24 protein-coding genes are annotated in these 23,236 nt (G+C 64.5%); 12 read left to right on the forward strand and 12 right to left on the reverse strand.

The window, feature by feature from the left end; genetic code table 11:
* Positions 1 to 29: 29 nt before the first annotated feature.
* A complete protein-coding gene (locus OUO20_RS12145; protein ID WP_268001812.1) occupies positions 30 to 365 on the forward strand; it encodes a YciI family protein in 336 nt (111 codons plus the stop codon).
* The gene (locus OUO20_RS12150) at positions 365 to 1,612 is read left to right on the forward strand and encodes an RNA polymerase sigma factor (protein ID WP_018768676.1); all 1,248 of its coding nucleotides are present in this window, start codon (positions 365 to 367) and stop codon (positions 1,610 to 1,612) included. The genes OUO20_RS12145 and OUO20_RS12150 overlap by 1 nt, the downstream gene beginning before the upstream one ends.
* Positions 1,613 to 1,887: 275 nt before the next feature.
* Here OUO20_RS12150 and OUO20_RS12155 read toward each other — a convergent pair whose 3' ends face one another.
* The 6 genes from OUO20_RS12155 to pdhA all read right to left on the reverse strand — a co-directional run bounded on the left by OUO20_RS12155 (position 1,888) and on the right by pdhA (position 7,751).
* Positions 1,888 to 2,622 (reverse strand): glycoside hydrolase family 16 protein, encoded by a 735-nt coding sequence (locus OUO20_RS12155; RefSeq protein ID WP_223992431.1) that lies wholly within the window; start codon positions 2,620 to 2,622, stop codon positions 1,888 to 1,890.
* Positions 2,623 to 3,063: 441 nt separating this feature from the next.
* Positions 3,064 to 3,372, reverse strand: coding sequence for a hypothetical protein (locus OUO20_RS12160; protein ID WP_186447800.1), 309 nt, complete (start codon positions 3,370 to 3,372; stop codon positions 3,064 to 3,066).
* 210 nt (positions 3,373 to 3,582) lie between these two features.
* Positions 3,583 to 3,729, reverse strand: a complete 147-nt coding sequence (locus OUO20_RS12165; RefSeq protein ID WP_018768678.1) for a lmo0937 family membrane protein — start codon at positions 3,727 to 3,729, stop codon at positions 3,583 to 3,585.
* A gap of 172 nt (positions 3,730 to 3,901) precedes the next feature.
* Positions 3,902 to 5,398: a dihydrolipoamide acetyltransferase family protein gene (locus OUO20_RS12170; RefSeq protein ID WP_268001813.1), complete on the reverse strand. Its 1,497-nt coding sequence runs from the start codon at positions 5,396 to 5,398 to the stop codon at positions 3,902 to 3,904.
* A 2-nt stretch (positions 5,399 to 5,400) separates the two neighbouring features.
* Positions 5,401 to 6,528, reverse strand: a complete 1,128-nt coding sequence (locus OUO20_RS12175) for an alpha-ketoacid dehydrogenase subunit beta (protein WP_144600872.1) — start codon at positions 6,526 to 6,528, stop codon at positions 5,401 to 5,403.
* Positions 6,525 to 7,751, reverse strand: a complete 1,227-nt coding sequence (gene pdhA, locus OUO20_RS12180) for a pyruvate dehydrogenase (acetyl-transferring) E1 component subunit alpha (RefSeq protein ID WP_018768681.1) — start codon at positions 7,749 to 7,751, stop codon at positions 6,525 to 6,527. The genes OUO20_RS12175 and pdhA overlap by 4 nt, the downstream gene beginning before the upstream one ends.
* A gap of 343 nt (positions 7,752 to 8,094) precedes the next feature.
* On the opposite strand from pdhA, the gene OUO20_RS12185 reads away from it, so the two are divergent.
* The 8 genes from OUO20_RS12185 (at position 8,095) to OUO20_RS12220 (ending at position 14,952) form a co-directional block, all read left to right on the forward strand.
* The gene (locus tag OUO20_RS12185) at positions 8,095 to 8,322 is read left to right on the forward strand and encodes a hypothetical protein (protein WP_056392926.1); all 228 of its coding nucleotides are present in this window, start codon (positions 8,095 to 8,097) and stop codon (positions 8,320 to 8,322) included.
* Between the two features lie 180 nt (positions 8,323 to 8,502).
* The gene (locus OUO20_RS12190; protein WP_043449375.1) at positions 8,503 to 8,964 is read left to right on the forward strand and encodes an Lrp/AsnC family transcriptional regulator; all 462 of its coding nucleotides are present in this window, start codon (positions 8,503 to 8,505) and stop codon (positions 8,962 to 8,964) included.
* A gap of 891 nt (positions 8,965 to 9,855) precedes the next feature.
* On the forward strand, positions 9,856 to 10,308 hold the full coding sequence (locus tag OUO20_RS12195) for a hypothetical protein (protein ID WP_144600873.1): 453 nt from the start codon (positions 9,856 to 9,858) through the stop codon (positions 10,306 to 10,308).
* Between the two features lie 78 nt (positions 10,309 to 10,386).
* The gene (locus OUO20_RS12200) at positions 10,387 to 11,523 is read left to right on the forward strand and encodes a COG1470 family protein (protein WP_268001814.1); all 1,137 of its coding nucleotides are present in this window, start codon (positions 10,387 to 10,389) and stop codon (positions 11,521 to 11,523) included.
* 1 nt (position 11,524) lies between these two features.
* Positions 11,525 to 12,022, forward strand: a complete 498-nt coding sequence (locus OUO20_RS12205; RefSeq protein WP_018768687.1) for a hypothetical protein — start codon at positions 11,525 to 11,527, stop codon at positions 12,020 to 12,022.
* Positions 12,019 to 12,954 (forward strand): OmpL47-type beta-barrel domain-containing protein, encoded by a 936-nt coding sequence (locus OUO20_RS12210; protein ID WP_268001815.1) that lies wholly within the window; start codon positions 12,019 to 12,021, stop codon positions 12,952 to 12,954. The genes OUO20_RS12205 and OUO20_RS12210 overlap by 4 nt, the downstream gene beginning before the upstream one ends.
* Entirely contained in the window at positions 12,951 to 14,150 is a 1,200-nt protein-coding gene (locus OUO20_RS12215; protein ID WP_268001816.1) for a hypothetical protein, read from the forward strand. Before OUO20_RS12210 ends, OUO20_RS12215 begins: the two co-directional genes overlap by 4 nt.
* 175 nt (positions 14,151 to 14,325) lie before the next feature.
* Positions 14,326 to 14,952: a maleylpyruvate isomerase family mycothiol-dependent enzyme gene (locus OUO20_RS12220; RefSeq protein WP_018768689.1), complete on the forward strand. Its 627-nt coding sequence runs from the start codon at positions 14,326 to 14,328 to the stop codon at positions 14,950 to 14,952.
* Here the strand turns inward: OUO20_RS12220 and OUO20_RS12225 are convergent.
* The 6 genes from OUO20_RS12225 to OUO20_RS12250 all read right to left on the reverse strand — a co-directional run bounded on the left by OUO20_RS12225 (position 14,934) and on the right by OUO20_RS12250 (position 19,776).
* Complete coding sequence (locus OUO20_RS12225) at positions 14,934 to 15,296, reverse strand: ArsR/SmtB family transcription factor (RefSeq protein ID WP_018768690.1); 363 nt, start codon at positions 15,294 to 15,296, stop codon at positions 14,934 to 14,936. The genes OUO20_RS12220 and OUO20_RS12225 overlap by 19 nt on opposite strands.
* Entirely contained in the window at positions 15,293 to 15,751 is a 459-nt protein-coding gene (locus tag OUO20_RS12230; protein WP_018768691.1) for an SRPBCC family protein, read from the reverse strand. Before OUO20_RS12230 ends, OUO20_RS12225 begins: the two co-directional genes overlap by 4 nt.
* A gap of 130 nt (positions 15,752 to 15,881) precedes the next feature.
* Positions 15,882 to 16,094, reverse strand: coding sequence for a hypothetical protein (locus OUO20_RS12235; protein WP_018768692.1), 213 nt, complete (start codon positions 16,092 to 16,094; stop codon positions 15,882 to 15,884).
* A 517-nt stretch (positions 16,095 to 16,611) separates the two neighbouring features.
* The gene (locus OUO20_RS12240; RefSeq protein ID WP_018768693.1) at positions 16,612 to 17,961 is read right to left on the reverse strand and encodes an MFS transporter; all 1,350 of its coding nucleotides are present in this window, start codon (positions 17,959 to 17,961) and stop codon (positions 16,612 to 16,614) included.
* 224 nt (positions 17,962 to 18,185) lie between these two features.
* On the reverse strand, positions 18,186 to 19,238 hold the full coding sequence (locus tag OUO20_RS12245) for a S1C family serine protease (protein ID WP_223992434.1): 1,053 nt from the start codon (positions 19,236 to 19,238) through the stop codon (positions 18,186 to 18,188).
* A 73-nt stretch (positions 19,239 to 19,311) separates the two neighbouring features.
* A complete protein-coding gene (locus tag OUO20_RS12250; RefSeq protein WP_018768695.1) occupies positions 19,312 to 19,776 on the reverse strand; it encodes a hypothetical protein in 465 nt (154 codons plus the stop codon).
* Between the two features lie 626 nt (positions 19,777 to 20,402).
* On the opposite strand from OUO20_RS12250, the gene OUO20_RS12255 reads away from it, so the two are divergent.
* On the forward strand, positions 20,403 to 22,316 hold the full coding sequence (locus OUO20_RS12255) for a transglycosylase domain-containing protein (protein WP_268001817.1): 1,914 nt from the start codon (positions 20,403 to 20,405) through the stop codon (positions 22,314 to 22,316).
* Positions 22,317 to 22,657: 341 nt separating this feature from the next.
* Positions 22,658 to 23,230, forward strand: a complete 573-nt coding sequence (locus tag OUO20_RS12260; protein ID WP_268001818.1) for a phosphatase PAP2 family protein — start codon at positions 22,658 to 22,660, stop codon at positions 23,228 to 23,230.
* Positions 23,231 to 23,236: the final 6 nt, after the last annotated feature.

The following is a 23,236-nucleotide window of genomic DNA, read 5'->3' on the forward strand; positions in this document are numbered from 1 at the left end:
GCTCCGGCCAACAGCGAAGGGAGCACGACATGTCCAAGTATTTGATCCTGATTTTCCAGGATGAGGCGGTAGCGCGGCAGGCCGAAGGCGAGTCGATCAGCGCCAGCTACCAGGAGTTCATGCAGCGGCGCGATTCCAACCTGATCAACGGGGCCGCCCTGCAGCCATCCTCGACCGTGACGTCCGTCCGGCGTGATGGGTCGGGCGGGTTCCTGGTCTCGGATGGTCCGTTCGCGGAGTCGAAGGAAACCCTGGGCGGCTATTACCTGGTGGAGGCAGCCGACCTGGATGAAGCCCTCGAAATCGCCAAGGAGGTACCCGCCGGGGTTGGAGTGGAGGTCTGGCCCGTTCGGGTGGTCAGCTGATGCCGCACGCCGCCAGCTCCGAGGTCGCCGCGGCGGTGGCCGACGCCCACCGGCGCGAATGGGGGTTCGTGCTGGCGGCCACGGTGCGTGTTGCCGGGGATATCGACGCCGCCGAAGAGGCGGTCCAGGACGCGTATGCCAGTGCTTTGTCCACGTGGGGCGTGAACGGAATCCCCAGGAATCCGGGGGCCTGGCTTACGGTTACGGCACGACGGCGGGCCCTGGACATGCGGCGCCGCGTGGCCACCCTCCAGCGGGCCCTGCCCAAGCTGCTGGAACCTGAGGAGTATGGCGACGACGCGCCGGACGCTGATGACATCCCGGACGACCGGCTCCGGCTGATTTTCACCTGCTGCCATCCCGCCCTGGCGCTCGAAGCCCAGGTGGCGCTGACGCTGCGGCTGCTGTGCGGACTGTCCACCGCCGATGTGGCGCGCGCGTTCCTGGTCCCGGAAGCCACCATGGCGGCACGGATCACCCGCGCGAAAAAGAAGATTGCCGCCGCCGGCATCCCCTACCGGGTACCGCCGGTGTCTGAGCTGCACGAACGCGTGGACGGGGTGCTGTCGGTGGTGTACCTGGTGTACACGACGGGGCACACCTCCCCGTCAGGTTCGGACCTGATGCGCCGCGACCTTGCCGAACGCGGTTTGGAGCTGGCAAGGACACTGCGGGTCCTGCTACCCGCTGACCCCGATGTTGCCGGCCTGCTGGCCCTGGTCCTGCTTACGGACGCCCGCAGGGACGCCCGGGTAGACAAGCACGACGACCAGGTTCTGCTCGAGGACCAGGACCGGTCGAAATGGGACCGGCGTGCCATCGCGGAAGGTGTTGGGCTGTTGCGGGAGGCCTTGGTTTCGCGGCCTCCCGGCAGGTTCGCCCTGATGGCCGCGATTGCCGCTGTGCACGATGAAAGCGGATCCTGGTCCGACACCGACTGGCAGGAGATCCTGGTCCTGTATGACCTGCTGATGGAAAGGTGGCCGTCCCCGGTGGTCCAGCTCAACAGGGCCATCGCGCTGGGCTTCGCCGTGGGTTATGCGGAAGGCCTGGCGGAGCTGGATGCGCTCGGTGCCGAGCCGCAGCTCGCCCGGTACCCGTATCTTGCCGCGGCGCGGGCCGACTTCCTGGCCCGGCTTGGGCACCCGGAGGAGGCGCGGGTGGCGTTCCAGGAAGCCCTGATCCTCACCGGCAATGAGGCGGAGCGGCGTGCCCTCCGGGCCCGCCTGGGTCAACTCGTGGAGTAGCCATCGCCGGTTCCTGTCCTGTTCCGGGCAAGGGAAAGCCCCTCCTAGGAGGGGCTTTCAACGTAGTGGTCATTTGTCTGTAGGTAACGGTCAGTGGTGATGCACTCCCCTTCCCGGACGCCCCCGGCGCCCATCCGGACTATGACCCAACCCACTTTAATAACATGTGGCCAGTGCGTAAAGACCCTTGTGCCGAAAAACTTGAAAGGAACGACGACGGCGCGGGGCCGCCGTCGTGCCATGGCTGGTTGGGTCAGTCCAAGCCTTCGCCGTGGCTAGGACTTAGCCCAGATGGACACCCAGTCGACCAGGACGTGGCCGCTGGTCTCGGGCAGCGGGCATTTTGGCGAGCAGGACTCGGTCTGCAGGATGTAGTGCATGGGTGTGTTCAGTCCGAACGACCTGGACACACCGATCGAATTTCCATCAAGGAAGAATTCGATGCCGTCGGCACGCCACTCAGTAGTAGCGATATGCCAGTCCCCGTACGGTACTTCCGGACGCAGGGCGTCCCAACGGTGCACGCCGTTCTCCACGCCGTGTACGGCTGCGTAGATGAGCTTTGACAGGTCTCCCTCGGGAAAATCGATCTCGCCGTCCTCGGGCCATCGCTTGCTGTCCGGCCACAGCAGCCATGCCAGTTTGAATCCCGGCAGGACATCGGCCTTGAAGCGGACCGAATAGCGCCCGTACACCAAGCTGTTGTACGGCCGCTGGCTGGCCCCATCCAGTTTCGGTGACGGAGCAGCACCCATTGCCACGCCGTTTTCAGAATGCAGGTAGAAGTCCAGGACGCCATCGTGGACACTCAGGACCTTCGACGGGAAATACCCGGATGTCCGTTCGCCCTTGTTTTGCTGCTGGGCGGCTGTGTCCGGCGTGCCGTCCGCGTAGTTCGCGCTCCAGCGCGTGCCGTAGACGGGGCCCGGGAATCCGCCAGTGCCAACGTCTCCTTCGGCGAAGTCCTCAACAAAAACCTGCCTCCAGCCAGGCAGGTCTCCCACTGGCACGGACAGGGAGGCTGCAGAAGGGTCTGAGGGTCGATCGAGGACAAGGGGCGGTACCGAACCAGGCGAAGGCTCCTCCGTTGGTGGCTGTGCTGACTCAGAGGCCGCGGAAGGGACGTCCGTCGCCGCCTGCGCAGAATCGGAGACCGTGCTCTCCGGTTCGGCTCCCTGGGGCGGCGATGAACCTGGAGCACGCCTGAGGTCGCCGCATGCCACAGCTGATAAAAGCGTCATAACCAAGACGAGGACGACGCAAGTCCATGCACGATGCTGAATCCTCTTCAAGAGTTTCGCTCCTCCCAGAAGACCTTGGACGGGAGCCTGGTCCCCCTAGTCAATTCAGCCTACGGACAAGCCGCGCATTCGGTCACGAGTAGTGGGTACTCATATTTCCGTTCAGGGCCTTGAGGGGGCTACGCGTTAGGTTGATTACGGGGAGGACCGTCAGCCCAATGGGGATACCGTGCGCCAGTATGAGGTTGCGCCGGTTTCCTTTTGGTGCGCGTTACGGGAAAAAAGCCCTGTCCCTGACTCGGCCATAGGCGGCGGAATACGGACAATTTCGAGTTCGAAGATATCGAGCAGACACCTGCTTCCCGTCAATGTGTCCAGAATCCAAAACCGCCCGTATTCCGGGTCTGTGTCCGTCACCGGGCCCCGATGAATCAACGTGTTCTGGTAGAAAGCTTCGATCGCATCGCCGGAAACGAGCTCACTGCAGGATCCAACGACATGGGGGTCAAGACTTGTCACGACTCATCCTTTTCTCTTGGCTTACAGATCCCCCTGTCTCATATCCTTCCTGCGCAAGCTGACTGCCGGGTGTCTACAGGATGATGATTCCCTGACATTTTGGGTGCGGGGCACCGCACGAGCCCACGCAAAGGCCCGGCCCTGGATCGCGGGTGCTAGCCGAGTACCGGGACCGGGCCTTTGTGTGACGGACGGGCCTTTGCAGGAATGTCAGGCGCGGGTCCTGCCACGCAGGAAATGGAAGATCAGGACCACCACGGCGACAACCAGAAGTATGTGGATCAGTCCCCCGCCGATATTGGCTAGCAGGCCCAGAAGCCAGAGGACCGCGATGATAATGGCTATCCAAAGCAACATCAGAATCTCCTTGGTTCGTTTCCAGATGGCACATATATACCCCCGCCAGGGGCGGCCCCTGGAAAGGCCCACAAAGGTTTACCGCGTGGTGCCTCTTACCCTAATTCAGATTTCCATTAGAGAAAATGGCGCCACGAATCGCACCAAGAATTCGTCCCTCAAACAGCGGCCACTAAATGTCGGCCAGCAGCGACGTGGGGTTTTCGATGGCATCTGCCACGAAGCGGAGGAAGCCGCCGGCGGTGCCGCCGTCGCAGACGCGGTGGTCGAAGGTCAGCGTGAGTTCGGTGACCTTGCGGACCGCCAGCTCACCGTTGACCACCCACGGCTTGTCGATGATCCGGCCGACGCCGAGGATGGCCACCTCCGGATGGTTGATGATCGCCGCGGACCCGTCCACACCGAACACGCCGTAGTTGTTCAGGGTGAACGTGCCGCTGCCCAGCTCGGTGGGCGTCGCCTTCCCGTCGCGGGCCACCTGGGTGAGGCGGCGGATCTCGCCGTCGAGCTCCCTGGCGCTGAGCTTCTCGGCGCCGCGGACGGACGGGACCACCAGGCCCCGGTCGGTCTGCGCCGCGAAGCCCAGGTTGACGCCGTCGAACGCGACAATCTCCTGCGACCCGTCCTCCGCGGCTTCGATCCGGGTGTTCAGCTCCGGGTACTTTTTCAGCCCTGCGGTGACGAAACGGGCGATGAATGCCAGCAGGCCAGGAGCCTCGGCGCCGTTGGCCTTAAGTCCCTCGCGGAGCTCCAGCAATGCGGTGGCGTCCACATCCACCCATACGGTTGCTTCCGGGATCTCGGACCGGCTGCGGGCCATGTTGGCGGCCACGGCCTTGCGGACCCCACGGACCGGGGTGCGGGCGGCAATGCCAAGCCCGGTGCGGGCGTCCACGCCGTTGGCCGGGGTGGCTTCCCGGGGCGCCGTGGCCGGCCGCGTTTCGGCGGGCTTGGCCTCCTCGGGCTTGGCTGCGGGGGCTTCCACCGGTGCAGTGGTCCGCAGCGCAGCCTCAACGTCGCGCCGCATGATCAGGCCGCTGTCGCCGGAGCCTGAGATGTCCCCGAGGTCGACGCCGTGCTCCCGGGCCATGCGCCGGACCAGCGGCGAGATCACCGCGCCGAGCTTGCCGGGGACGCGGGTGTGCAGGAGGGTGAGGTCGTCCTCGGCGGGCTTCGGTTCAGCCGGCTCAGCGAGGGCGACGGCGGTCTTCCGGGCACGGGTGCGCCGGGCAACACCGTGTCCGCCGGGAGTTCCATAACCGATCAGCACATTGCCGGATCCGGCCTTCTCTTCTTCCCGGTAGGCTTCGGCTGCCGCATTGGCCGGCTTGGGCTCGGCAAGCTCGGTCTCTGTGGGCTGGACTTCCGGCTGGGCCGGCGAAGGGGCGGGGGCGGCATCATCCGCGGCGGCCCCGGCATTAGCACCAACAGGCGTCACCGTAATCAGCGGCTTCCCCACGTCCAGGGTCTCGCCGGGCTGGCCGTGCAGTTCGGTGACGATTCCGGCATACGGGGACGGTACCTCCACGGCGGACTTGGCGGTCTCCACCTCGGCAATCGGCTGGTCGACGGCGATCTCGTCGCCCACGGCAACGTGCCAGGAGACGAGTTCAGCTTCGGTAAGGCCCTCGCCGAGGTCGGGCAGCAAAAACACACGTGGTTCGCTCATGGTCAGTTCTCCCACTGAAGGTCGTCAACGGCGTCGAGGATGCGGTCCACGCCGGGCAGGTAGTACTTCTCGAGTTTGGGTGCCGGGTAGGGGACGTCGAATCCGGTAACGCGGCGGATGGGGGCGGCCAGGTAGTGGAAGCAGCGTTCCTGGACCCGGGCCACGATCTCGGAGGACACGGACGCGAAGCCGTGCGCCTCGGCGATCACCACGGCCCGGCCGGTCTTGCGGACGGACGCGCACACGGTGTCGTCGTCGAACGGGACGATGGTCCGCACGTCGATGACCTCCAGCGAGCGGCCTTCCAACGCGGCCGCTTCGGCGGCGGCGAGCGCGGTGGGGACGGACGGGCCATAGGCAATCAGCGTGGCGTCCGTGCCGGGACGTGCGACGGCGGCACGGCCTTCGGAGGTGCGTCCCGCCGTCGTGCCTTCCGCGGAAGCACCTTCCTCGTGAAGGCGGCGGAGCTCGGGAAGGTCCACGGAGTCCTTGGTCCAGTACATCTTCTTGGGCTCCATGAAGACGACGGGGTCGTCGGAGTCGATGGCTTCGCGCAGCATCCGGTAGCCGTCCGCCACCGTGGCCGGGGTATAGACCTTCAGGCCCGCGGTGTGCGCGTAGTAGGACTCGGAGGAGTCGCAGTGGTGCTCCACTCCCCCGATGCCGCCGCCGTACGGGATGCGGATCACCATGGGCAGCTTCACGGCCCCCTTGGTGCGGTTGTGCATCTTGGCCACGTGGCTGACGATCTGCTCGAACGCAGGGTAGGCGAACGCGTCGAACTGCATCTCGATCACCGGGCGCATCCCGTTGATGGCCATCCCCACGGCCATGCCCACGATGCCGGATTCGGCCAGCGGGGTGTCGAAGCAGCGCTGCTCGCCGAACGTGGCGGTCAGGCCGTCGGTGATGCGGAAGACCCCGCCCAGCATGCCCACGTCCTCGCCGAACACCAGGACGGAGGAGTCAGCGTGCATGGCGTCCGCCAGGGCGGTGTTGAGGGCCTTGGCCATGGTGACGGGCTGGGGACCCGCGGCTTCGGCGGACGCGGCGGCCGAGGCTGCGGCCCGGGCGGTGGCGGCACTGACGTTGCCGTTGGCTTCGGACGAGGTGGTGATGGTGGGGCTCACTTGCCGGCCTCCTGTGAATCAGTAGCTGCTGCGTCGCGGGCCAGCTCGTCGGCGAGCATGGCGGACTGTTCCTTCAACTGCGGCGTCTGCCGGGCGAAGACGTGGCGGAACAGTTCCTGCGGGTCCACCTGCACGTCCTCGCTCAGGCCCTCGCGCAGCTGGGCGGCAACCGCTTCAGCGTGGGAAGCGATGCGTGCTTCGGCGTCGTCATCCAGCAGCCCCCGGTCCGTCAGGTACGTCCGCATCCGGTTGACGGGATCCTTGGCCCGCCACTCCGCAACCTCGCTGTTTTCCCGGTAGCGGGTGTCGTCGTCGGCGTTGGTGTGGGCCTGCATGCGGTAGGTGTTGGCTTCCACCAGGAGCGGGCCGGAGCCTTCACGGGCGAGTTTCACGGCGCGGTCCAGGACGGCGAGGAGGGCCACCACGTCATTGCCGTCCACGCGTTCGCCGGCCATGCCGTAGCCCACGGCCTTGTGCGCCAGCGACGGCGCCACGGACTGGTGCGCCAGGGGCACCGAGATGGCGTACTTGTTGTTCTGGACGAAGAAGACCACCGGCAGGTGGAAGACGGCGGCGAAGTTGAGGGCTTCGTGGAAGTCGCCTTCGCTGGTGGCACCGTCACCGCACATGGCCAGCACCACGGTGTCCTCGCCGCGGAGCTTGGCGGCGTGCGCCACGCCCACGGCATGCAGCAACTGGGTGGTCAGCGGCGTGCACTGGATGCCCACCTTGTATTTGAGGGGGTCGTAGCCGCCGTGCCAGTCGCCGCGGAAGATGGTCATCACCTGTACCGGGTCCACGCCGCGGGTCATCACGGCCACGGCGTCGCGGTAGGTGGGGAACATCCAGTCACGCTCGGACAGGCAGAGGGCGGCGGCCACCTGGCAGGCTTCCTGGCCGTGGCTGGAGGGGTAGACGGCCATGCGGCCCTGCCGGACCAGGGCGGAGTTCTGGTCGTTGACGCGGCGTCCGACGACGAGGCGTTCGTACGCTGCCAGCAGTTCGTCATCGCCGGGCACAGGGTATTCGTGGCCGGGCTGGGTGCCCTGCTCGCTGTCCGGGATGAGCCGGCCGTCCGGATCCACCATCTGGATCTGGTGCCGGGCGGGGAGCATGTAGTCCTCCACCGTGATGCCGAACTTCTTCACAGCTTCCGTGAGCGCATCGTCTGCGGGCTCGGTGCTGGCGGTGTCCGGCGCGGTGTGGTCTGCGGAGATCGTCATTGGTCCGTCCTTCGGTAGCCACTATTCCCTCCCAGTATTGTCCCGGGCGAGGTTTCGTATCCAGCACCTGCGCAAATCGTGGAGAAGCTGCCCTGAAGTGCCGGCTTTGGAAGACGATTTGTAACTGTGACGTGGATTACCGACCGGAGCCGTGGACAAAATGGCGGGCTGGGAAACTGCTCATGCTTCCATCCGGGCGCGAAAGCCTGGCGGCCAACGGAAAGAAGTGCATTGACCCCTGTCTCCCGAAGGCCCACACTCGGATGATGCGGGTACGCACCGTCCCGGGACATCCGGGACTGCGGCATTTTCCTAACAGCAGTGACAGGCGGGGGCGTTAGCTATGGAAATAGCCAAATTGTGGGACAGGCTCGACCCGGACACGCGGCAATGGCTGGTTGATAATCCCGGCTGCAAGATCCTTCCGCGCACCGTCGCGGCGGCCATCATGAAGAGCACCGGAGTCGAATTCGAACAGGACAGGCACGGCGAAACCGTGCTCTCCCCCGGCGACTGCGACTTCATCCGCGGCGCAGCGGAGGGGACCGGGACCCGCCACCACGGGTCCTGATCCACACCCCGGACGGCCCGGGAAAGGCCGACCGGTTGAACATCATTCGTTCCAGCGGCGTTCCTGCTGCCGGTTTTGTATTCCCGCGCGCTCCGGCCACGGAGACTCTCCTCAAATCTGCCTACTATGGAAGACGATTTGTATTCGTGAGGTGGACTACCGACGGGAGCCGTGGGCACGATGGCGGGCAAGGATGCGGCGGCCGAGGTTCCGCTGGATGAGATCGACCGGCGCATCATCAGCGAACTCACCCGGGACGGCCGCATGTCCGTCACGCAGGTGGCGGAAAACGTGCACATTTCCCGGGCGCATGCCTATTCCCGCATTGCCCGCCTGACCGGTGACGGCGTGCTCACCCGGTTCACCGCGCTGGTGGATCCCATCAAGGCAGGGTTGAAGTCCTCCGCCTACGTGACGCTGAAGCTGAAGCAGGATTCGTGGCGGGAACTCCGCGACCAGTTGGGCGCCATCCCGGAGGTGCACCACATCGCGCTGGTGGGCGGCGACTTCGACGTGATCCTGCTGGTCCGGGCCGTGGACAACATCGACCTGCGCCGCGTCATCTTCGACCAGCTGCAGACCATGCCCGGAGTGCTGGACACGCAGACGTTCCTGGTGTTCGAGGACGTGGATACGCGGTAAGCCGGCCTTCCTCGCTGCCGCGCACCGAAATCAAGCGGCCAATATTGAGCCGACCTTGATGAATTCTTGACCGGATCCGGGGACGTCCTTGAGGCGTTCCCTCCAAAGTGATGCGTGAAGGACGGGAGCGCATCGCTGATGCACCTGGGTACTGGGTCCCAGTCAACCCGCGCCTGCGTCGGATAACACCGACGGTCTCAGAAGCCTGGCGGCGCTAAGCAAGGGCGCCGCCAGGCATCCAACTCAACTTTCCACACAAGACCAGGGGCCTGCGGCGGAGGCACGGATCAGCGTCGATCCGAAAAAGCCGCCGGCCCCCGCACCCCAAGTGGGACATACGACGGCGGGACGCGGCCGCCGTCGTACGCTCGCGTCCCTGCGTTGATTGACGCGCATATTCGCCCACGACGCGCACATTCCCTTTCGCCGCCCACATTCGAGCCGCGCCACGGAATATGCGCGTCGAAAATCGGGAAGCGCGTCGCGGGTCACTTCCTGCGGCGCACCACCAGCACGATATACAGGGCAACGGCCACCGCCACCAACGCGCCGATGCTGACCCCTGCGCTGGGACCGTCGAGCATCCGGAACTCCTCTCCAGCGATACATCGTTACTGACGGCAAAAGCATACGTCCGGCCGTCGTCGTCGCCCGCCGGCTGCGGACAGCGGACTGGGGGGCATTGGCACCCGCTTTGACTTTGGCCACCCGAGTAGCGGCGCACGAATCCCAGTAGTGGAATTCACACTCCCCTGAAAATTCGAGTACCGGTACGTGTTGTTGGGCAGAGCTCCAGCCGAAAACATTGGGTCATCGATCCACCGAAAGGCACCAGGATGGGGCCGCTCATGGGGGAACGGGTTCTCAATCACATTCACAAGGAGTCTTTCCATGCGCCCAATGACCAAGAAGAACAAGATCGCCGCTGTTGCCGCATCCGCCGCCCTGGTGGCTGTTGGCGGCGGTGCCGCCTACGCCTACTGGAGCACCACGGGCTCCGGCAATGGATCGGCAGCGGCGGCGGCCGGCACGCAGGCCGTCACGATCAACGTGACAGTGGCGCCAGGCGTCGCCCCCGGTACGCCCAAGGCCATCACCTACACGGCCACCAATCCGAACACCAGCAGCACCCCGGTGACGCTTGCCGCGCCGGTGGTCACCACCAGCGCTTCCGGTTGCCTGCCGGAATGGTTCACGGCCACGGCACCGACGACCACCACCACTGTCCTCGCCGGCGCAACCACCGGCCTTGGCACCGGAACGCTGACGCTCAGCGATCTCCCTGACACGGACCAGAACGCCTGCAAGGGCGCCACGATCACTGTGACCGTCGGCAGCAACTAACAAACGAGCGGGCCGGGGACGGGTGAAAATCCCGTCCCCGGCCCGTCGTCAATCGCACCAAAGTGGAAGGGGCACGGGGTGCACAACAAAGACGGGCAACCGCGGCATCGCCTGCGGCAGGCCATCAAGGTGGCGCTGATCGGGCTTGCGGTGATGCTGGCCAGCGCGGGGGCGCTGTTCGCCGCAACGCAAAGCACCAAAGCGGGCATCACGGTCCAGGTCTCGCCCGCCAGCCAGTCGGTCCAGCAGGGGCAGTCCGCGGCGTACACGGTGACGGTGACGTCCACCGGGGGCTTCAGCGGTGCGGTCAACCTGACCACCGCGGGACTGCCGGCCGGAGCAGCAGGTGCCTTCACGCCGTCGTCCGTCACCCTCAGCTCAGGCACCACGTCAACCTCCAACCTGAATGTCAGCACGGCAGCCACCACCCCGGCGGGCACCAGCTCGTTGACCATCACTGGCACCAGCGGCAAGGTCTCCGGCAGCGTCACGGCCGGCATCACCGTCAACTACAAGATCTCCTCCGGACTGACAGTCGTCGCCTCCCCTGATTCCCTCACCGTCCCGCCCGGTTCCACCGCGGTGTACACCCTGCAGATCACCCGGAACAACCTGTCCGGGCCGGTCACCTTCAGCGTCCTGGGCGGACTGCCCTCCGGCGCCGCCGCAACGTTCTCGCCCAATCCGGTGACCGGCACCTCCACCACCCTGCAGGTGGCAACAACGGCCGCTTCACCGAACGGCAGCTACAGCCTCTACCTCATGGGCACGGGCAAGGATGCCGCCGGGAAGGCCCAGTACGCCTACGCCAACGTGCAGCTGGTCCTGGACTCCACCATCAAGCAGTTCGTCCTCTCCGGAAACGTCCCCGGCACCCTGTCCCCCGGCACGTCGGCCGGCCTGGACCTGCAAATCAGCAACCCCAACAATAAGGCGCTCTCGCTGACCAACATGTCCGTGGCGGTGGCAGGCGTCACCCGCAGCGCGGACGCCGTGGCCAGGAACCTTTCCTGCACCGCAGCGGACTTCGTGGTCACGCAGTACAGCGGCCCCTACCCGGTCTCCGTTCCGGCGGGCAGCAGCTCCCTTTCCGGGCTCCGTTTGCCACCGTCGGTGTGGCCCAGGGTGGGAATGCTGGACACCTCCGCCAACCAGGACGGCTGCAAGGGTGCCTCGCTCCAGCTCAGCTACTCAGGATCAGGACAGGGGAACTGAGATGACCGCCAACCCAACCACCCGCCGTCGTGCGGTCAGGGCAGCGGCCCTCGCCGGACTCCTGGCCGCTGCCGGCGCCGGAACCGCCTACGCGTACTGGGGCACCGCGGGCACCGGCACCGGTTCCGCAGCCGCGGCCACCATGCAGGCCGTCACCGTGGACGCGCTCGTCGCCGGGGACAACCCAAAGTCGACGCTTGTTCCCGGCGGTACTGCCGACGTCGTCCTCCGCCTCACCAACCCCAACCCCTACGCCGTGCAGGTCTACAGCGTCACGGCCAACGGGGCCGCCACCGCGGACGCGGCACACCCCGGCTGCACCACCACCGGAGTCAGCTTTGTGGGGAGCGCGGCACCACTGTCCCCGGCCACCTTCGTTCCGGCCAACTCGTCCACCCTGCTCACCCTTCCAGGATCGGCCGCCATGGATACCACCTCTCTCGCAGCCTGCCAGGGCGCCACCTTCCACCTTCCCGTCACGGCGGAGGTGCGCAAATGAGCCTCGCCATCCGTGCTTTGTTCGGCCGCCCGTCGCGCCGGGTGCCCTGGATCATCACCGCGCTCCTGCTCCTGCTGGGCACGGGTACCGCGGCCTATGCCTTCTGGGCCTCCACCACCAGCAGCAACAACGCGGCCGCCGCTGCCGACGCGCTGTCCGCGGGGTCCAAGCCCGCCGTCACCGCCAACGGTGCCTCGCTCAGCGTCAGCTGGGCGGCCGGCACCACGGTCAACGGCCGGGCGGCCACCGGGTACACCGTCACCAGGTACGCGGCGGCCACGGGCGGCACCGGAACACCGGCAACAGGTGGTTGCGCGGGGACCGTCACCACGCTCACCTGCACCGAACAGAATGTCCCGGGCGGCATCTGGTACTACACGGTCACCCCCACGATCGCGCTGTGGACGGGTTCGGAAAGCCCGCGCAGCACCGGCGTCAGCAGTGACTCCACCGCCCCGGTGGCCTCGGTGTCCGGCATTTCGCCCACCCCCAACGCCGCCGGCTGGAACAGCACCAGCCCGGTCACCGTGACCATCACCGCCGACGACGGGACGGCTGGATCCGGCGTCGCCTCCATTACCTACGCGGTCGACGGCGGCGCCAAGCAAACTGTGGGCGGCAGCGTCACCAGCATCCCGGTGAGCGGCGACGGAACGCACACGGTCTCCTACTTCGCCACCGACAACGCCGGCAATGCCGGCACGGCGCAGAGCGAGACGGTGCGGATCGACACCCAGGCGCCTGCCGCGCCGGGGCTCAGCGTGCCGGGCTTTGTGAACTCCGCCAACGTTGCCGCCGTACCCGTCACCGGAACGGCGGAGGCAGGGGCCAAGATCACGCTGACCGCCGGCGACACCGGCTCCGCCCATTCCGCTCCCCCGCGACCGCCACGGCTGACGCGACCGGAAATTGGACCGCGAGCCTGGACTTGACCAGCCTGAACCAGGGCACAGTGACCTACTCGGCGGTGGCCACGGACGTTGCCGGAAACACCAGCACGGCCAGGACGGCGGCGAGCATTAAGGACACCATTGCTCCTGCGCCAGCGCAGGGCGTGGGCGTGCCGGTATACGTCAACAGCACCACCGTTTCCTCCGTTCGGGTCTTCGGAAGCGCCGAAACCGGGACCACTGTGACGGTTGCGGCCACGGACACCACTACTGCCCCTCCGGTCACTGGCACGGCCACTGACCCCGGAACGGGTTGGTCACTGAACCTGAACCTCACGCCGCTCAAGGATGGAACAGTCACCTACGCCGTCACAGTCAAGGACGCCGCAGGCAACAGCAGTTCGGCCGTTACACCGAGCCCCACCAGTTTGAAGGACACTGTGGCACCGAAGCTGACCATTGACACCCCGGCGTACATCTACTCGGGCAACGTGGGCGGCTATAAGGTCAGCGGCACCAATGATCCTGGCCTGACCGTCAGCCTGAGCGTCAGCGATTCGACCACCAGCGTCCCGGCCACGGCATCAGGGACGCCATGGACAACCGGCGGCCTCAACCTGGCGGGCCTCAAGGAGACGTCCACGGTTGTACCGGTGGTCACGGTCACTATCACTGCCACCACAAGCGATGCGGCAGGAAACAGCAGTACGGTCACGGCCACCGCGGTCAAGGACACCCAAGGGCCCACAGTTACCTCAGTCAAGCTGCTCAACGGCGGCTCGACCAATACCCGCCAGGCCTCAGCGGACGCTGGCGACACCATTACCCTCAAATTCTCGGAAAAGTTGGACCTGGCCAAGGTGTGCACCAACTGGACCGGCTCCCAATTGTCGGGCACTGCAACGATCACTGATAATGCGGGCAATGACACACTGGGTGTCACGATCCCCGGTTGCTCCGTCGGCACGGTATCCCTCGGCGGGGACTACCTCAACGGCGCCGCGGCCACCTTTGGAGCCCAGGGAACAGGCTCAACCCTCAACTGGGATGCCGCCAACAACGCCATGGTTATCAAACTCGGCAATGCGCCTAACGGCAGCGCAGGCGCGGGCACACTCAACGCGGGTGTCCCTGCGGGCCTGCCGGCGTACGCCCCACCACAGAGCCTGACCGACGTGGCGGGGAACCTGATCGGTACTGTCTCGTTCAGAGACACCCTCTCCTCAGGACTGGGATAGGTGACGCGTTACCGGCTCCCCACCGACTATTCGGCGGGGAGCCGGTGCGTGTCCGGCCGGGGTGTGGTTCACGCTCCTTACGACACACCCCACATACACTTTGGCTAGCGGATCCAGCAAAGGGGCGCGTGATCAAGCACCCCCGGACCGCCCAAGGGAACAGGAACCCAACGTAATGACGGACTTTGATGCCTTGATCGACGCCGAACGGAACCGCCTCATCGGCGCCCTGGAAAGGCTCGACGACGAACGCTGGAACTCACCGAGCCTGTGCGGTGGCTGGCGGGTGAGGGACGTCGTCGTCCATCTCCTGATGCCCTACCAAATGTCCCTACCGCGGTTCTTCATCAATATGGCCGCAGCCGGGTTCGCGTTCGACAGGATGGCGGACCGCTGGGCCACCCGGGACACCCGCCCGAAGGATGAACTGCTGTCAGCCCTTCGGCGCACGAAGGCGGAGCGTTTCGGGGTTCCAGGCGCCGGCCCTGAAGCACCGCTGAGCCACCTTGTCATACATGCGGAGGACATCTACAGGCCCCTGAAGATCGACCATGTGATAGAGCCGGAGAGTGCCAACATCGTCCTGGACCAGCTCACCACGCCCCAGGCCCAGCGTTCACTGAAACCGGGCCTGATCGATGGGCTTGCCTTCTCCACCCAGGACACGGGCTGGAGGCACGGCACCGGCGCCCAGGTGCTGGGCAGCGCGTCGGCCCTGATCTCCACCCTTGCGGGGCGGCAGGGATCCGCAGCCGAGCTGACCGGCGAAGGAGCCATTCTGCTTCAGGGCAGGGGCCGCTGACTTTCCCGATCCCGGCTGCTTCGTTGAATGGCTTCGGCCATGCTCTTGATTCTCTGGAGCCGGGCATCCCATGCAGCGCTGACCGACGACAACTGGGCAACGGCGCGGGAAAGCTCTGCCTGGTTCACCTCATAAACGCGTTGCCGGCCTGCGGGCCTGACATAGACCATCCCCGCACGGTGCAGTACCTCCAGGTGCTTCGCCACCGCCTGCCTGGTCACGGGCAGCCGGGTGCTCAGGCCCGTGGCCGTGCCGCCGCCTTCGGACAGGATCAGGTCGAGCATCTTCCGCCGGGTGGGATCACCCACCGCGGACCAGAGATCGTCGTCGATAGCGATGGTCATTGCGCAGCGACCAGCCGGCCGATGTAGGCCACAAGCCGTGGCAGGAAGTAGTCCCAGCCCCGGACGTGGTCATTGTAGTTAAGCTCGACGTCAGCTTGCTCCCATCCCTTGTCCTGGAACCCTGCCTCCGTAAAGCGCAGCAGTGTCCCCGAGCCCTGCGGAATCAGCTCAAAAGTCACCAGGAGGGAGTTTTCCGGCGATGCCGCGGCTTCGTCGTAAACCCACCTGAAGGAGAAGCGCCGCGACGGCTCGACCTCCACAACCGTCAGCTTCACCACTTTTGCATCTGCCGCCGTCCGGTCGCCGAAGACTATGTCCCCGCTTGAACCCGCGGTGGGGTCAAAGGCGGCCTCATCGGGCCACCATTGGCGCAGGTGTTCGGGGGTGCTGATGACCTCGAAAACAATCTCCGGCGCCGCTTCAATGTGGATTTCCCGCTCAATGCTGTTGTGCATGTCCAGTTCCTTTCGCAACCATTGGTTGCTAAGAGCCTAAACGACGCAGCACCCGAAGCGCAACCATCGGTTGCGCAGGCGTCTTCGCCAACCCGGAGCGGCAGAGATGACGACGGCTGAGATCGCCTGCCTACTTCTGCTCGGGTATCCAGAACGGGGCATTCACCCCCGCTCCTGTGAGGTTGTCGCAGCGGACCAGCTGGGTGCCGATGCGCTCCAGCGGGCAATCCACGTAGGTGTTAAGGACTTCCTCGTCATAGCCCGCGGTGGCCGGGGCTGGCCCTGCGGAGAGGAAGAGTGCCGGAAAAACGGCAGCGATGACCGGGACAGTGCGCTTGTGCAACGGGGGGCTCCTTGGATTCGGCAAGGGAGATTGACGGGCGGCCGGCCCTGGACGAGGGCCAGCGCAACTGGGTCCCCAGCCGATTCCCCAAAATGCGAATCCTGCCAGCTCAGGACTCTCCGGCAGGACCAAAGTACATGAACCGCCCGGGCAGCCATAAGGGTCCCGGGCACCCCTTATGCAGCACGGCCTACCCAATCATGACTCCCGCAATCCCGGGAACGGGCGCGGGGTGGGCCTACGCAACGAAAGGAAAATCCCCTCCTCCTGGAGGCTTATCCCCCAACACCCACCCCTCCGGAACCCTCCCCGGCCCTTAGTTGTTCGCGTGGATATGCGGACTCCTCTCCCCCACAAACCCACAATCCGTTGCACTGGCGCAACTGATGCGGGGGTGGGTCATGTCTCGGAATGGCCCACCTTCACCGCTGAGTTACCGTGACGAGCGCCTACCAGTGACGAGGCTGCGACCGGCATCCCGCTACCGGCGCAGTTGCCCGTGCTGCAAGGGCGCCCGTCAGGATGTTTTCCTCCTGGTTGCTTCTGCCTCTGCCCCGCCGGAGAGGGCACCCTGCAGCCGGGCACCGGACAGCGGCCTGTCACCGCTTCGCCGCAATGTCAGCATCACCAGGCCTGCAGCCAGGAGGCAACATGCCAGGAAGATGGACGTGGCCAGGAAACTGCCGTGCGTCACATCCTGCAGGAAACCACCAACGTAGGGTCCAACGAATCCGCCGAGGTTTCCTACCGCATTGATCAGTCCCATAGCGGTGCCGGCGACGGCCACCGGCATGGCCCGGGACGCTGAAGCCCAGAATGGACCGTCGTAGGCCAAGGCCCCGGCGACGGCGATGCTAATGAGGGTAACCGCAAGGAACGGCATATTGTCTCCGGTTGCTACCGAGACCACCAGCGCAACAGCACCGACTGCCATCGACAGCAGCACGTGAGTGGAGTAGCGGCCGGAACGGTCGGCCGCTTTGGCGTTGTACCAGAGGCCGACCATCGCCAGCACGTACGGAACTGCGGTGATGAGCCCCACCTCCATAGACGATCCGGAGGTAATTGTCTTGATCACGTGCGGCAGCCAGATGTTGATGCCATAGAAGCCAATCTGGATGAGGAAGTACACCAAGGTCAGCCGCCACACAACCGTGTTGGACATAACGTGGCGCAGGCCCAGTTTCTCCTGCTGAGGATGTTCCCTTGCATCCGCAGCGAGCCCATTCTCGATGTACTCACGCTCCTGGACCGAGCACCATGCCGCCTCGCGCGGATGGTCAGCGATCAGGGCCCACCACAGGGGTGCGGCGATGACGAAGGGGAAGATGCCCTCGATGATGAACAGCCACCGCCAGTCCGAGAAGGAGAGAATCCAGCCGGAGAGGGGGCCCGTAATGATGGAGGCGATGGCGATGTTCATCATCCAGAATGCGTAGGCCCGTGCCCGCTCAGCGGCCGGGAACCAGTGGCTGATCAGGACAAGGATCGCAGGCCAGATTCCGGCCTCGGCGACACCCAGGAAAAAGCGCACCACCAGCAGTTGCGTGAAATTTTGGATGAATCCGGAAAGAACGGCCAGTACGCCCCAGATGAGCACCATGATTCCGACGAACTTCTTCGCGCTCCAGTGCTCGGCGAGGTGGCCGCCTGGAATTTGCAGGACGAGATAGCCGATGAAGAAGATGCCTGCAGCCAGGCCCTGCTGGGCGGCGTCGATGCCCAGGTCCTGATGGAGTCCGTTCAGGGCGAACCCGATATTGGTCCTGTCCATAAACGAAATGATGTAGACGACAATGGCGACGGGAATCAACCGCTTCCACCGGGCATTGCCCACTGCCGTTGCTGACTTGACGTTCTGTGCCATTGGAAATGCTCCTTCGCGATATGGCTGATCAGACCGCCCCCCCAGTAAAGCTACTGCTCTCCCGCGGACCTCGTCGGGGTTCGCTTTCCGCCAAGCGGCGGAACGAGCGGGACTTGTTCGGACAGAGCCGACCTGACGTTGCAGGCTTTTACGCCTTGAGTTGGCGACCCTTACCCGAGCAGCATTTTCTTATTTTCACGCAACTATTGCGTTAGCGCAATAAGTCATTTAGCCAGGTCGCCAAGGGTGACGTGCAGGTTCTGGGATGCTGAGCCGCGCTGCACGATGACGTCCACCTGCTGCCCGGGGTCCTGTTTCCTGAGGGCCACCAGCAGGTCCGTCACGTTTCCAATGTCTGCCTGGGCGAACTTGGTGATGATGTCTCCTGCCTTCATGCCGGCTTGTTCCGCTGGGCTTCCTTGCGAAACGCTCACGATCAGCGCCCCTGCCGTCGTGGGCAGGGAGAACCGTTGGGCGAGTTGCGGCGTGATGTCGGTGGGGACCACACCGAGGGCGGCGTGTTTGACCGATCCGCTGGCCAACAGCTGGTCTGCAACGTCGGTGACAGTGGAAGATGGCGTAACGAACCCGATGGCTACGGCTCCGGTGCTGGGTGGAAGGTAAGCCTCGGAAAGACCGATTACCTGTCCGCCGGCATTCGCCACCGCACCGCCGGAATTACCGGGGGAAATCGGCGCATCGGTCTGCAGCAGGTCGATGGCGCCGTGGGGTGATTCCTTCGACGGCGGCATGTTCCGGTGCAGGCTCGAGACAATTCCGGCAGTGACGGTTTCCTCCAACCCCAGCGGGCTTCCGATGACAACGGTCATCGAACCCACCTCCGGATCTGTTGCAGCAAATTTTGCGGCCGGAAGGCCGGTGCGGTCGACCTTGAGGACAGCAAGGTCCGTGACGTCGTCAACGCCAACTATTGTGCCTTGGGACTGAGAGCCATCAGCGAACTGGACCTCAACGTTCTTAAAGGGCTGTTTTTGCTGGTCCTCCACGACATGGGCGTCTGTGACAATGGATCCATTGCCGTCGTAGATGACACCGCTGCCAAGGCCGACAGCAGTCCTGATGGTGACCACGGATGGTTCGACCTCCCTGACCACGCCGGGAACCGCGGCCAGGCCGCCGCCGCCCGACAGGCTTGCCTTGGATGCGTCCGGTGATGCAGTGGAGGAACCGGGCCCCGGTGCCGGGTTTCCCGTACAGCCCGTCAGCGTCAGCGCCGCTGCGGTCATTCCAGCCGCCGCGTAGAGTCTTAACCTCATTGGATACCTCCTCTTTGAGAGATCGCCCGGGAGGGGCGGTCGCCTGTCTTGCCCAGCAGGGCTGCTGCCAGCGTCAAGGGCTGGGCGAAGGAACATAAGGCTGGTACTGGTCAAAAGTCCCGTCCTGAATGGGGACGTTGATTCTGGTTTCCTGCCCCTTCACGCTTACTGTCAGGTCAGTGCGCGCCCCGGGAGCCTCCGCGGCACTGTTGAGAATGAGGGGCGTCTGGTCAAACTCCTTGTTCCCGCTTGCCGGGATCCTGACCTGGACTTGCTCGTCGGAGTCGGCCAGGACCATCTCAATATCAGCAGCCGTGGTGTTGATGATCGTTCCCAACACGCGTGCGGGTTCATTTTGCCCTGATGTCACAAGCAGAACGCTTCGCAACTCCAGCCCGGCAAAGTTCAAGTCGGAACCGAGCGCAATGGGATCGCGGTCCCCTTCGGAAGGGTTGTAGCAGCCGGTAGCCAGAAGGGCCGAGATCACCAGGACGGGCAGGAGGCGGAAAAACCGTATGGTGCCGTGGGCGGGTTTCATGGATGTTCCTTTCCCTGGCGTTGAGATGCTGCCGGCTGGTCAAAACAGAAGCCTGCATGAGATCTGCAGGTGACAATGCGGCGGAGATGGCGCAGGTCGCCTGGCAGCCCAGTACAGCTTTTCCCCTGCCCCACCGTGGTTAGCTTTAGGGCTTCATCCGTGGGCTTCCCCGGTATATCCCCTCCCTCAGTGTGGCGCAGCACTTGCGCCAACGCAATCACTACCCACTTAGCAAGTTCCACTTTTCTGAATTGTTGCCCTCCTGTTACCGGATTCAGCCCTGTCGATGCAGATTCGGGACATAGCATTGTTTGCACATTGGCAATCATTCCGAGACAAGCGGCACTAGACCCACGAGGGGTTGCTTCCAGGCACCCCTGTCCATGCGACGCCTTGATCGAAGTGCAGTGACGACACGACAAGGAATTCTCCTGCATGCTCCTTAGAGACAAACTGTGGCGAAAGGCTGCCGCCTTCATGGCTGCCTGCGTCATCGGCGGCTTCCTGGTCACCGGGCTCCTGGTCCCCGCGGCGGCGTTGGGCTCATCCCTGGCCGCTACATCCACCAAGCTTTTCGAGCAGCTGCCCTCAGTGCTGGATCTGAACCCCCGGCCCGGAACTCGGAGGTGCTGGCTAAAGATGGGTCGGTCATCGCCACGTTCTATTCGCAGAATCGCGTGCCGGTGGAACTGGAGCAGGTATCACCGTTTATGCGCGACGGGATCGTGGCCATCGAGGACTCCCGTTTCTATGAGCACGGCGGCATCGATCCAGCGGGCATTCTCCGGGCCATCTACGTGGACACCTTGGGCGGCCGGCAGGGCGCATCGACCATCACCCAGCAGTACGTCAAGAACGTGCTCATCCAGGCGCTGATCTCCAGCGGCAGGGCGGACGAGGTCAAGTCCAGCGCGGCCAGGACCATCGGCGACAAACTTCGGGAGATGAAACTCGCCGTCAGCCTCGAGGACAAGTACTCCAAGGACCAGATCCTTCAGGGCTACCTGAACCTGGTGTATTTCGGCAACGGAGCCTACGGCATCCAGTCGGCAGCCAAAGAGTATTTCGGCGTCCCCGCAAGCGACCTCAGCCTTACCCAAGCCGCCGCCCTGGCAGGAGTGGTCAACAGGCCCCTGTACTACGATCCGATCACCGAACCAGGCCATGTGGTGGCCCGGCGCAATGAAGTTCTGGACCAAATGCTCCAACAGGGTTACATCTCCACGGTCCAGCACGACAAGGCTACCGCCGCGCCCCTCGCCTTGAACGTCCAGCCAACCGTCCAAGGATGCGCCGCGGCGACTTCTCCATACTTCTGCGACTACGTCCAACGTTTGATTCTCAACGACCCCGCCTTCGGGGCCGACGAGACGGCCCGGCGCAGACTTTTGCACCAGGGTGGGCTGTCCATCCACACCACTCTGGACCCGGACCTGCAAAAAGTGGCCCAGGGACAGGTCAATGCCTCGCTTCCCCCGGCGGATCCCCTGCAGCGCGGGGCCGCCCTTGTCAGCGTCCAGCCCCGGACGGGCAAGATCCTTGCCATGGCCCAAAACACCATATACAACCCTGCGCCTGGGCCCGGACACTACACGGGCAACTTCGCCCTCCCAGAAACGGACAGCCGCGGTAAGCCGCTCCATGGTGCCGGCGGCTTCCAGATCGGTTCCACGATGAAACCATTCGTCTTTGCTGAATGGCTCAATTCCGGCCGGTCCATGGCTGTCCGGCTGGACGGCTCGGTCCGCACCTACAAGGCCGGCTTCCCATGGAAAAACAGCTGCGGCACGACGGCCGGGTCCTACGATCCCGCCCTCGGCCAGACACCCCTGCCCAACGACGACCCCTACCACTACTACCGGATGAGTGTCCTGGAAGGCCTGTACCACTCAATCAACACCATCACGTTCCAGTCAGCAACGCAGCTGGATTTCTGCAACATCCAGAAGATGGCCACAGCGGCGGGCATCAAGGACGGCCACACCAACAAGCCCTACGACCTCTCCAGTATCGCCAACCTGATCGGCACCCAGGATGTCGCGCCGCTGGACATGGCTACCGCTTACGCAACTTTCGCGGCCGGAGGAATCCGCTGCAGACCCGTCGCCTTGGAGACGGTCACCGGACCCGGCGGACACCACTACCCGGTGCCAGCCGCGGACTGCACCCAGACCATCGACCCGGACGTCGCTGCCGGCGTCACGTACGCCCTGAAGCCAGTACTGACCAAAGGATCGGGCTACAACATTCCCGTGAACAAGGAACAGGACATCTTCGCCAAAACCGGCACCACCGACGGACACACCCAGACATGGACCGTTGGCGCCACCACAGGCATCGCCACCGCCTCATGGTTCGGAAGCTACAAAGGATTCGGGCCGGAATGGGCAAATGAGCACATCACCATCAACGGAAAGTACTACGCCGGTCTGGACGGAGCAAACATCGCCGGCACCCAGTGGGCCCACCTCATGAACGCCGCGGCCCCAAAATACCCAGGCGGCCCTTTTCCCTCGCCACCACCGTCAATGCTCCGCTGACGGGGGCGGGCCAGCCCCGTATTCCATTGCGCAATTACAATTATTGCGCTATCGTTCATTGATACTCGGTGAAGCAACGGTGGCTTTTTCACGAGCTTCACTTCCCAAACCGCGAAAGTTCCCCAACGACGAGGAACCAGTCCAGCAGGAGGAATGGGTGCCGCCGTGGCAAGCGATTACGACGATGTCCGCCCTGATGTAAAAGAGTCGCAGTCTCAATCCTTGGCTTTTCGCTTAGGCCACGGATTCATTGTTCCCCCAGGCCGGTTCCTCGTCCTGAGCGCAGTGTCACTTGCGCTGGCCCTGGCCGGCGCCGCTTCCTTTTGCTGACGCTGGGGGAAGTGCTTCACGGCAATGGCGTCACAGCGGCTGACGGGCCCATGACCGAGTGGTTCGTGAATCACCGGACCAGTGCTGCCACCATGGTTCTGGCGGGACTCGCCATTGTGTTCGGCCCGGTCGCCCTTCCGCTGATAACACTGCTCGCCACCACGGCCTGGGCCCTTTTAACCCGCCGCCTTTGGCGCCCCTTGCTGCTCGCCGGGTCGATGCTCACGGGGGTCATCATTACGGAGGTCATCGCCCACGCCGTGGGACGTTCCCGTCCCCCAGCGGCACTGATGATGCTGGGCGCCGATGCCACTTCATCGTTTCCTTCCGGGCACGTCGTCGGTGCCTCAAACTTTCTGCTGATCGGCGCATACCTGCTCTATTCCCGCTCCTCCCGCACGGTTTCCGTAATCGTTGCCTTCAGCGCTGCAGCCGGAGGCCTGACACTGGAAGCAGCAAGCCGCGTTTACCTCGGCTATCACTGGTTTACAGATACGCTCGCCTCCGCCTCCATCTCCGTGGTTCTCCTCGCGGTCGTGATCATGCTGGATATCAACCGCGGCGGCCATGCGGCAGAACAATGAGTGCGA

Origin of the sequence: Arthrobacter sp. FX8 (assembly GCF_026723805.1) — a bacterium.
Taxonomy (GTDB): domain Bacteria; phylum Actinomycetota; class Actinomycetes; order Actinomycetales; family Micrococcaceae; genus Arthrobacter.

Bases quoted from the DNA above. Each gene is read 5' to 3' on its own strand.
- OUO20_RS12145 (WP_268001812.1), top strand. From the start codon at position 30: ATGTCCAAGTATTTGATCCTGATTTTCCAGGATGAGGCGGTAGCGCGG.
- OUO20_RS12150 (WP_018768676.1), top strand. From the start codon at position 365: ATGCCGCACGCCGCCAGCTCCGAGGTCGCCGCGGCGGTGGCCGACGCC.
- OUO20_RS12165 (WP_018768678.1), bottom strand. From the start codon at position 3,729: ATGTTGCTTTGGATAGCCATTATCATCGCGGTCCTCTGGCTTCTGGGC.
- OUO20_RS12170 (WP_268001813.1), bottom strand. From the start codon at position 5,398: ATGAGCGAACCACGTGTGTTTTTGCTGCCCGACCTCGGCGAGGGCCTT.
- pdhA (WP_018768681.1), bottom strand. From the start codon at position 7,751: ATGACGATCTCCGCAGACCACACCGCGCCGGACACCGCCAGCACCGAG.
- OUO20_RS12185 (WP_056392926.1), top strand. From the start codon at position 8,095: ATGGAAATAGCCAAATTGTGGGACAGGCTCGACCCGGACACGCGGCAA.
- OUO20_RS12190 (WP_043449375.1), top strand. From the start codon at position 8,503: ATGGCGGGCAAGGATGCGGCGGCCGAGGTTCCGCTGGATGAGATCGAC.
- OUO20_RS12195 (WP_144600873.1), top strand. From the start codon at position 9,856: ATGCGCCCAATGACCAAGAAGAACAAGATCGCCGCTGTTGCCGCATCC.
- OUO20_RS12205 (WP_018768687.1), top strand. From the start codon at position 11,525: ATGACCGCCAACCCAACCACCCGCCGTCGTGCGGTCAGGGCAGCGGCC.
- OUO20_RS12210 (WP_268001815.1), top strand. From the start codon at position 12,019: ATGAGCCTCGCCATCCGTGCTTTGTTCGGCCGCCCGTCGCGCCGGGTG.
- OUO20_RS12220 (WP_018768689.1), top strand. From the start codon at position 14,326: ATGACGGACTTTGATGCCTTGATCGACGCCGAACGGAACCGCCTCATC.
- OUO20_RS12225 (WP_018768690.1), bottom strand. From the start codon at position 15,296: ATGACCATCGCTATCGACGACGATCTCTGGTCCGCGGTGGGTGATCCC.
- OUO20_RS12230 (WP_018768691.1), bottom strand. From the start codon at position 15,751: ATGCACAACAGCATTGAGCGGGAAATCCACATTGAAGCGGCGCCGGAG.
- OUO20_RS12240 (WP_018768693.1), bottom strand. From the start codon at position 17,961: ATGGCACAGAACGTCAAGTCAGCAACGGCAGTGGGCAATGCCCGGTGG.
- OUO20_RS12245 (WP_223992434.1), bottom strand. From the start codon at position 19,238: ATGAGGTTAAGACTCTACGCGGCGGCTGGAATGACCGCAGCGGCGCTG.
- OUO20_RS12250 (WP_018768695.1), bottom strand. From the start codon at position 19,776: ATGAAACCCGCCCACGGCACCATACGGTTTTTCCGCCTCCTGCCCGTC.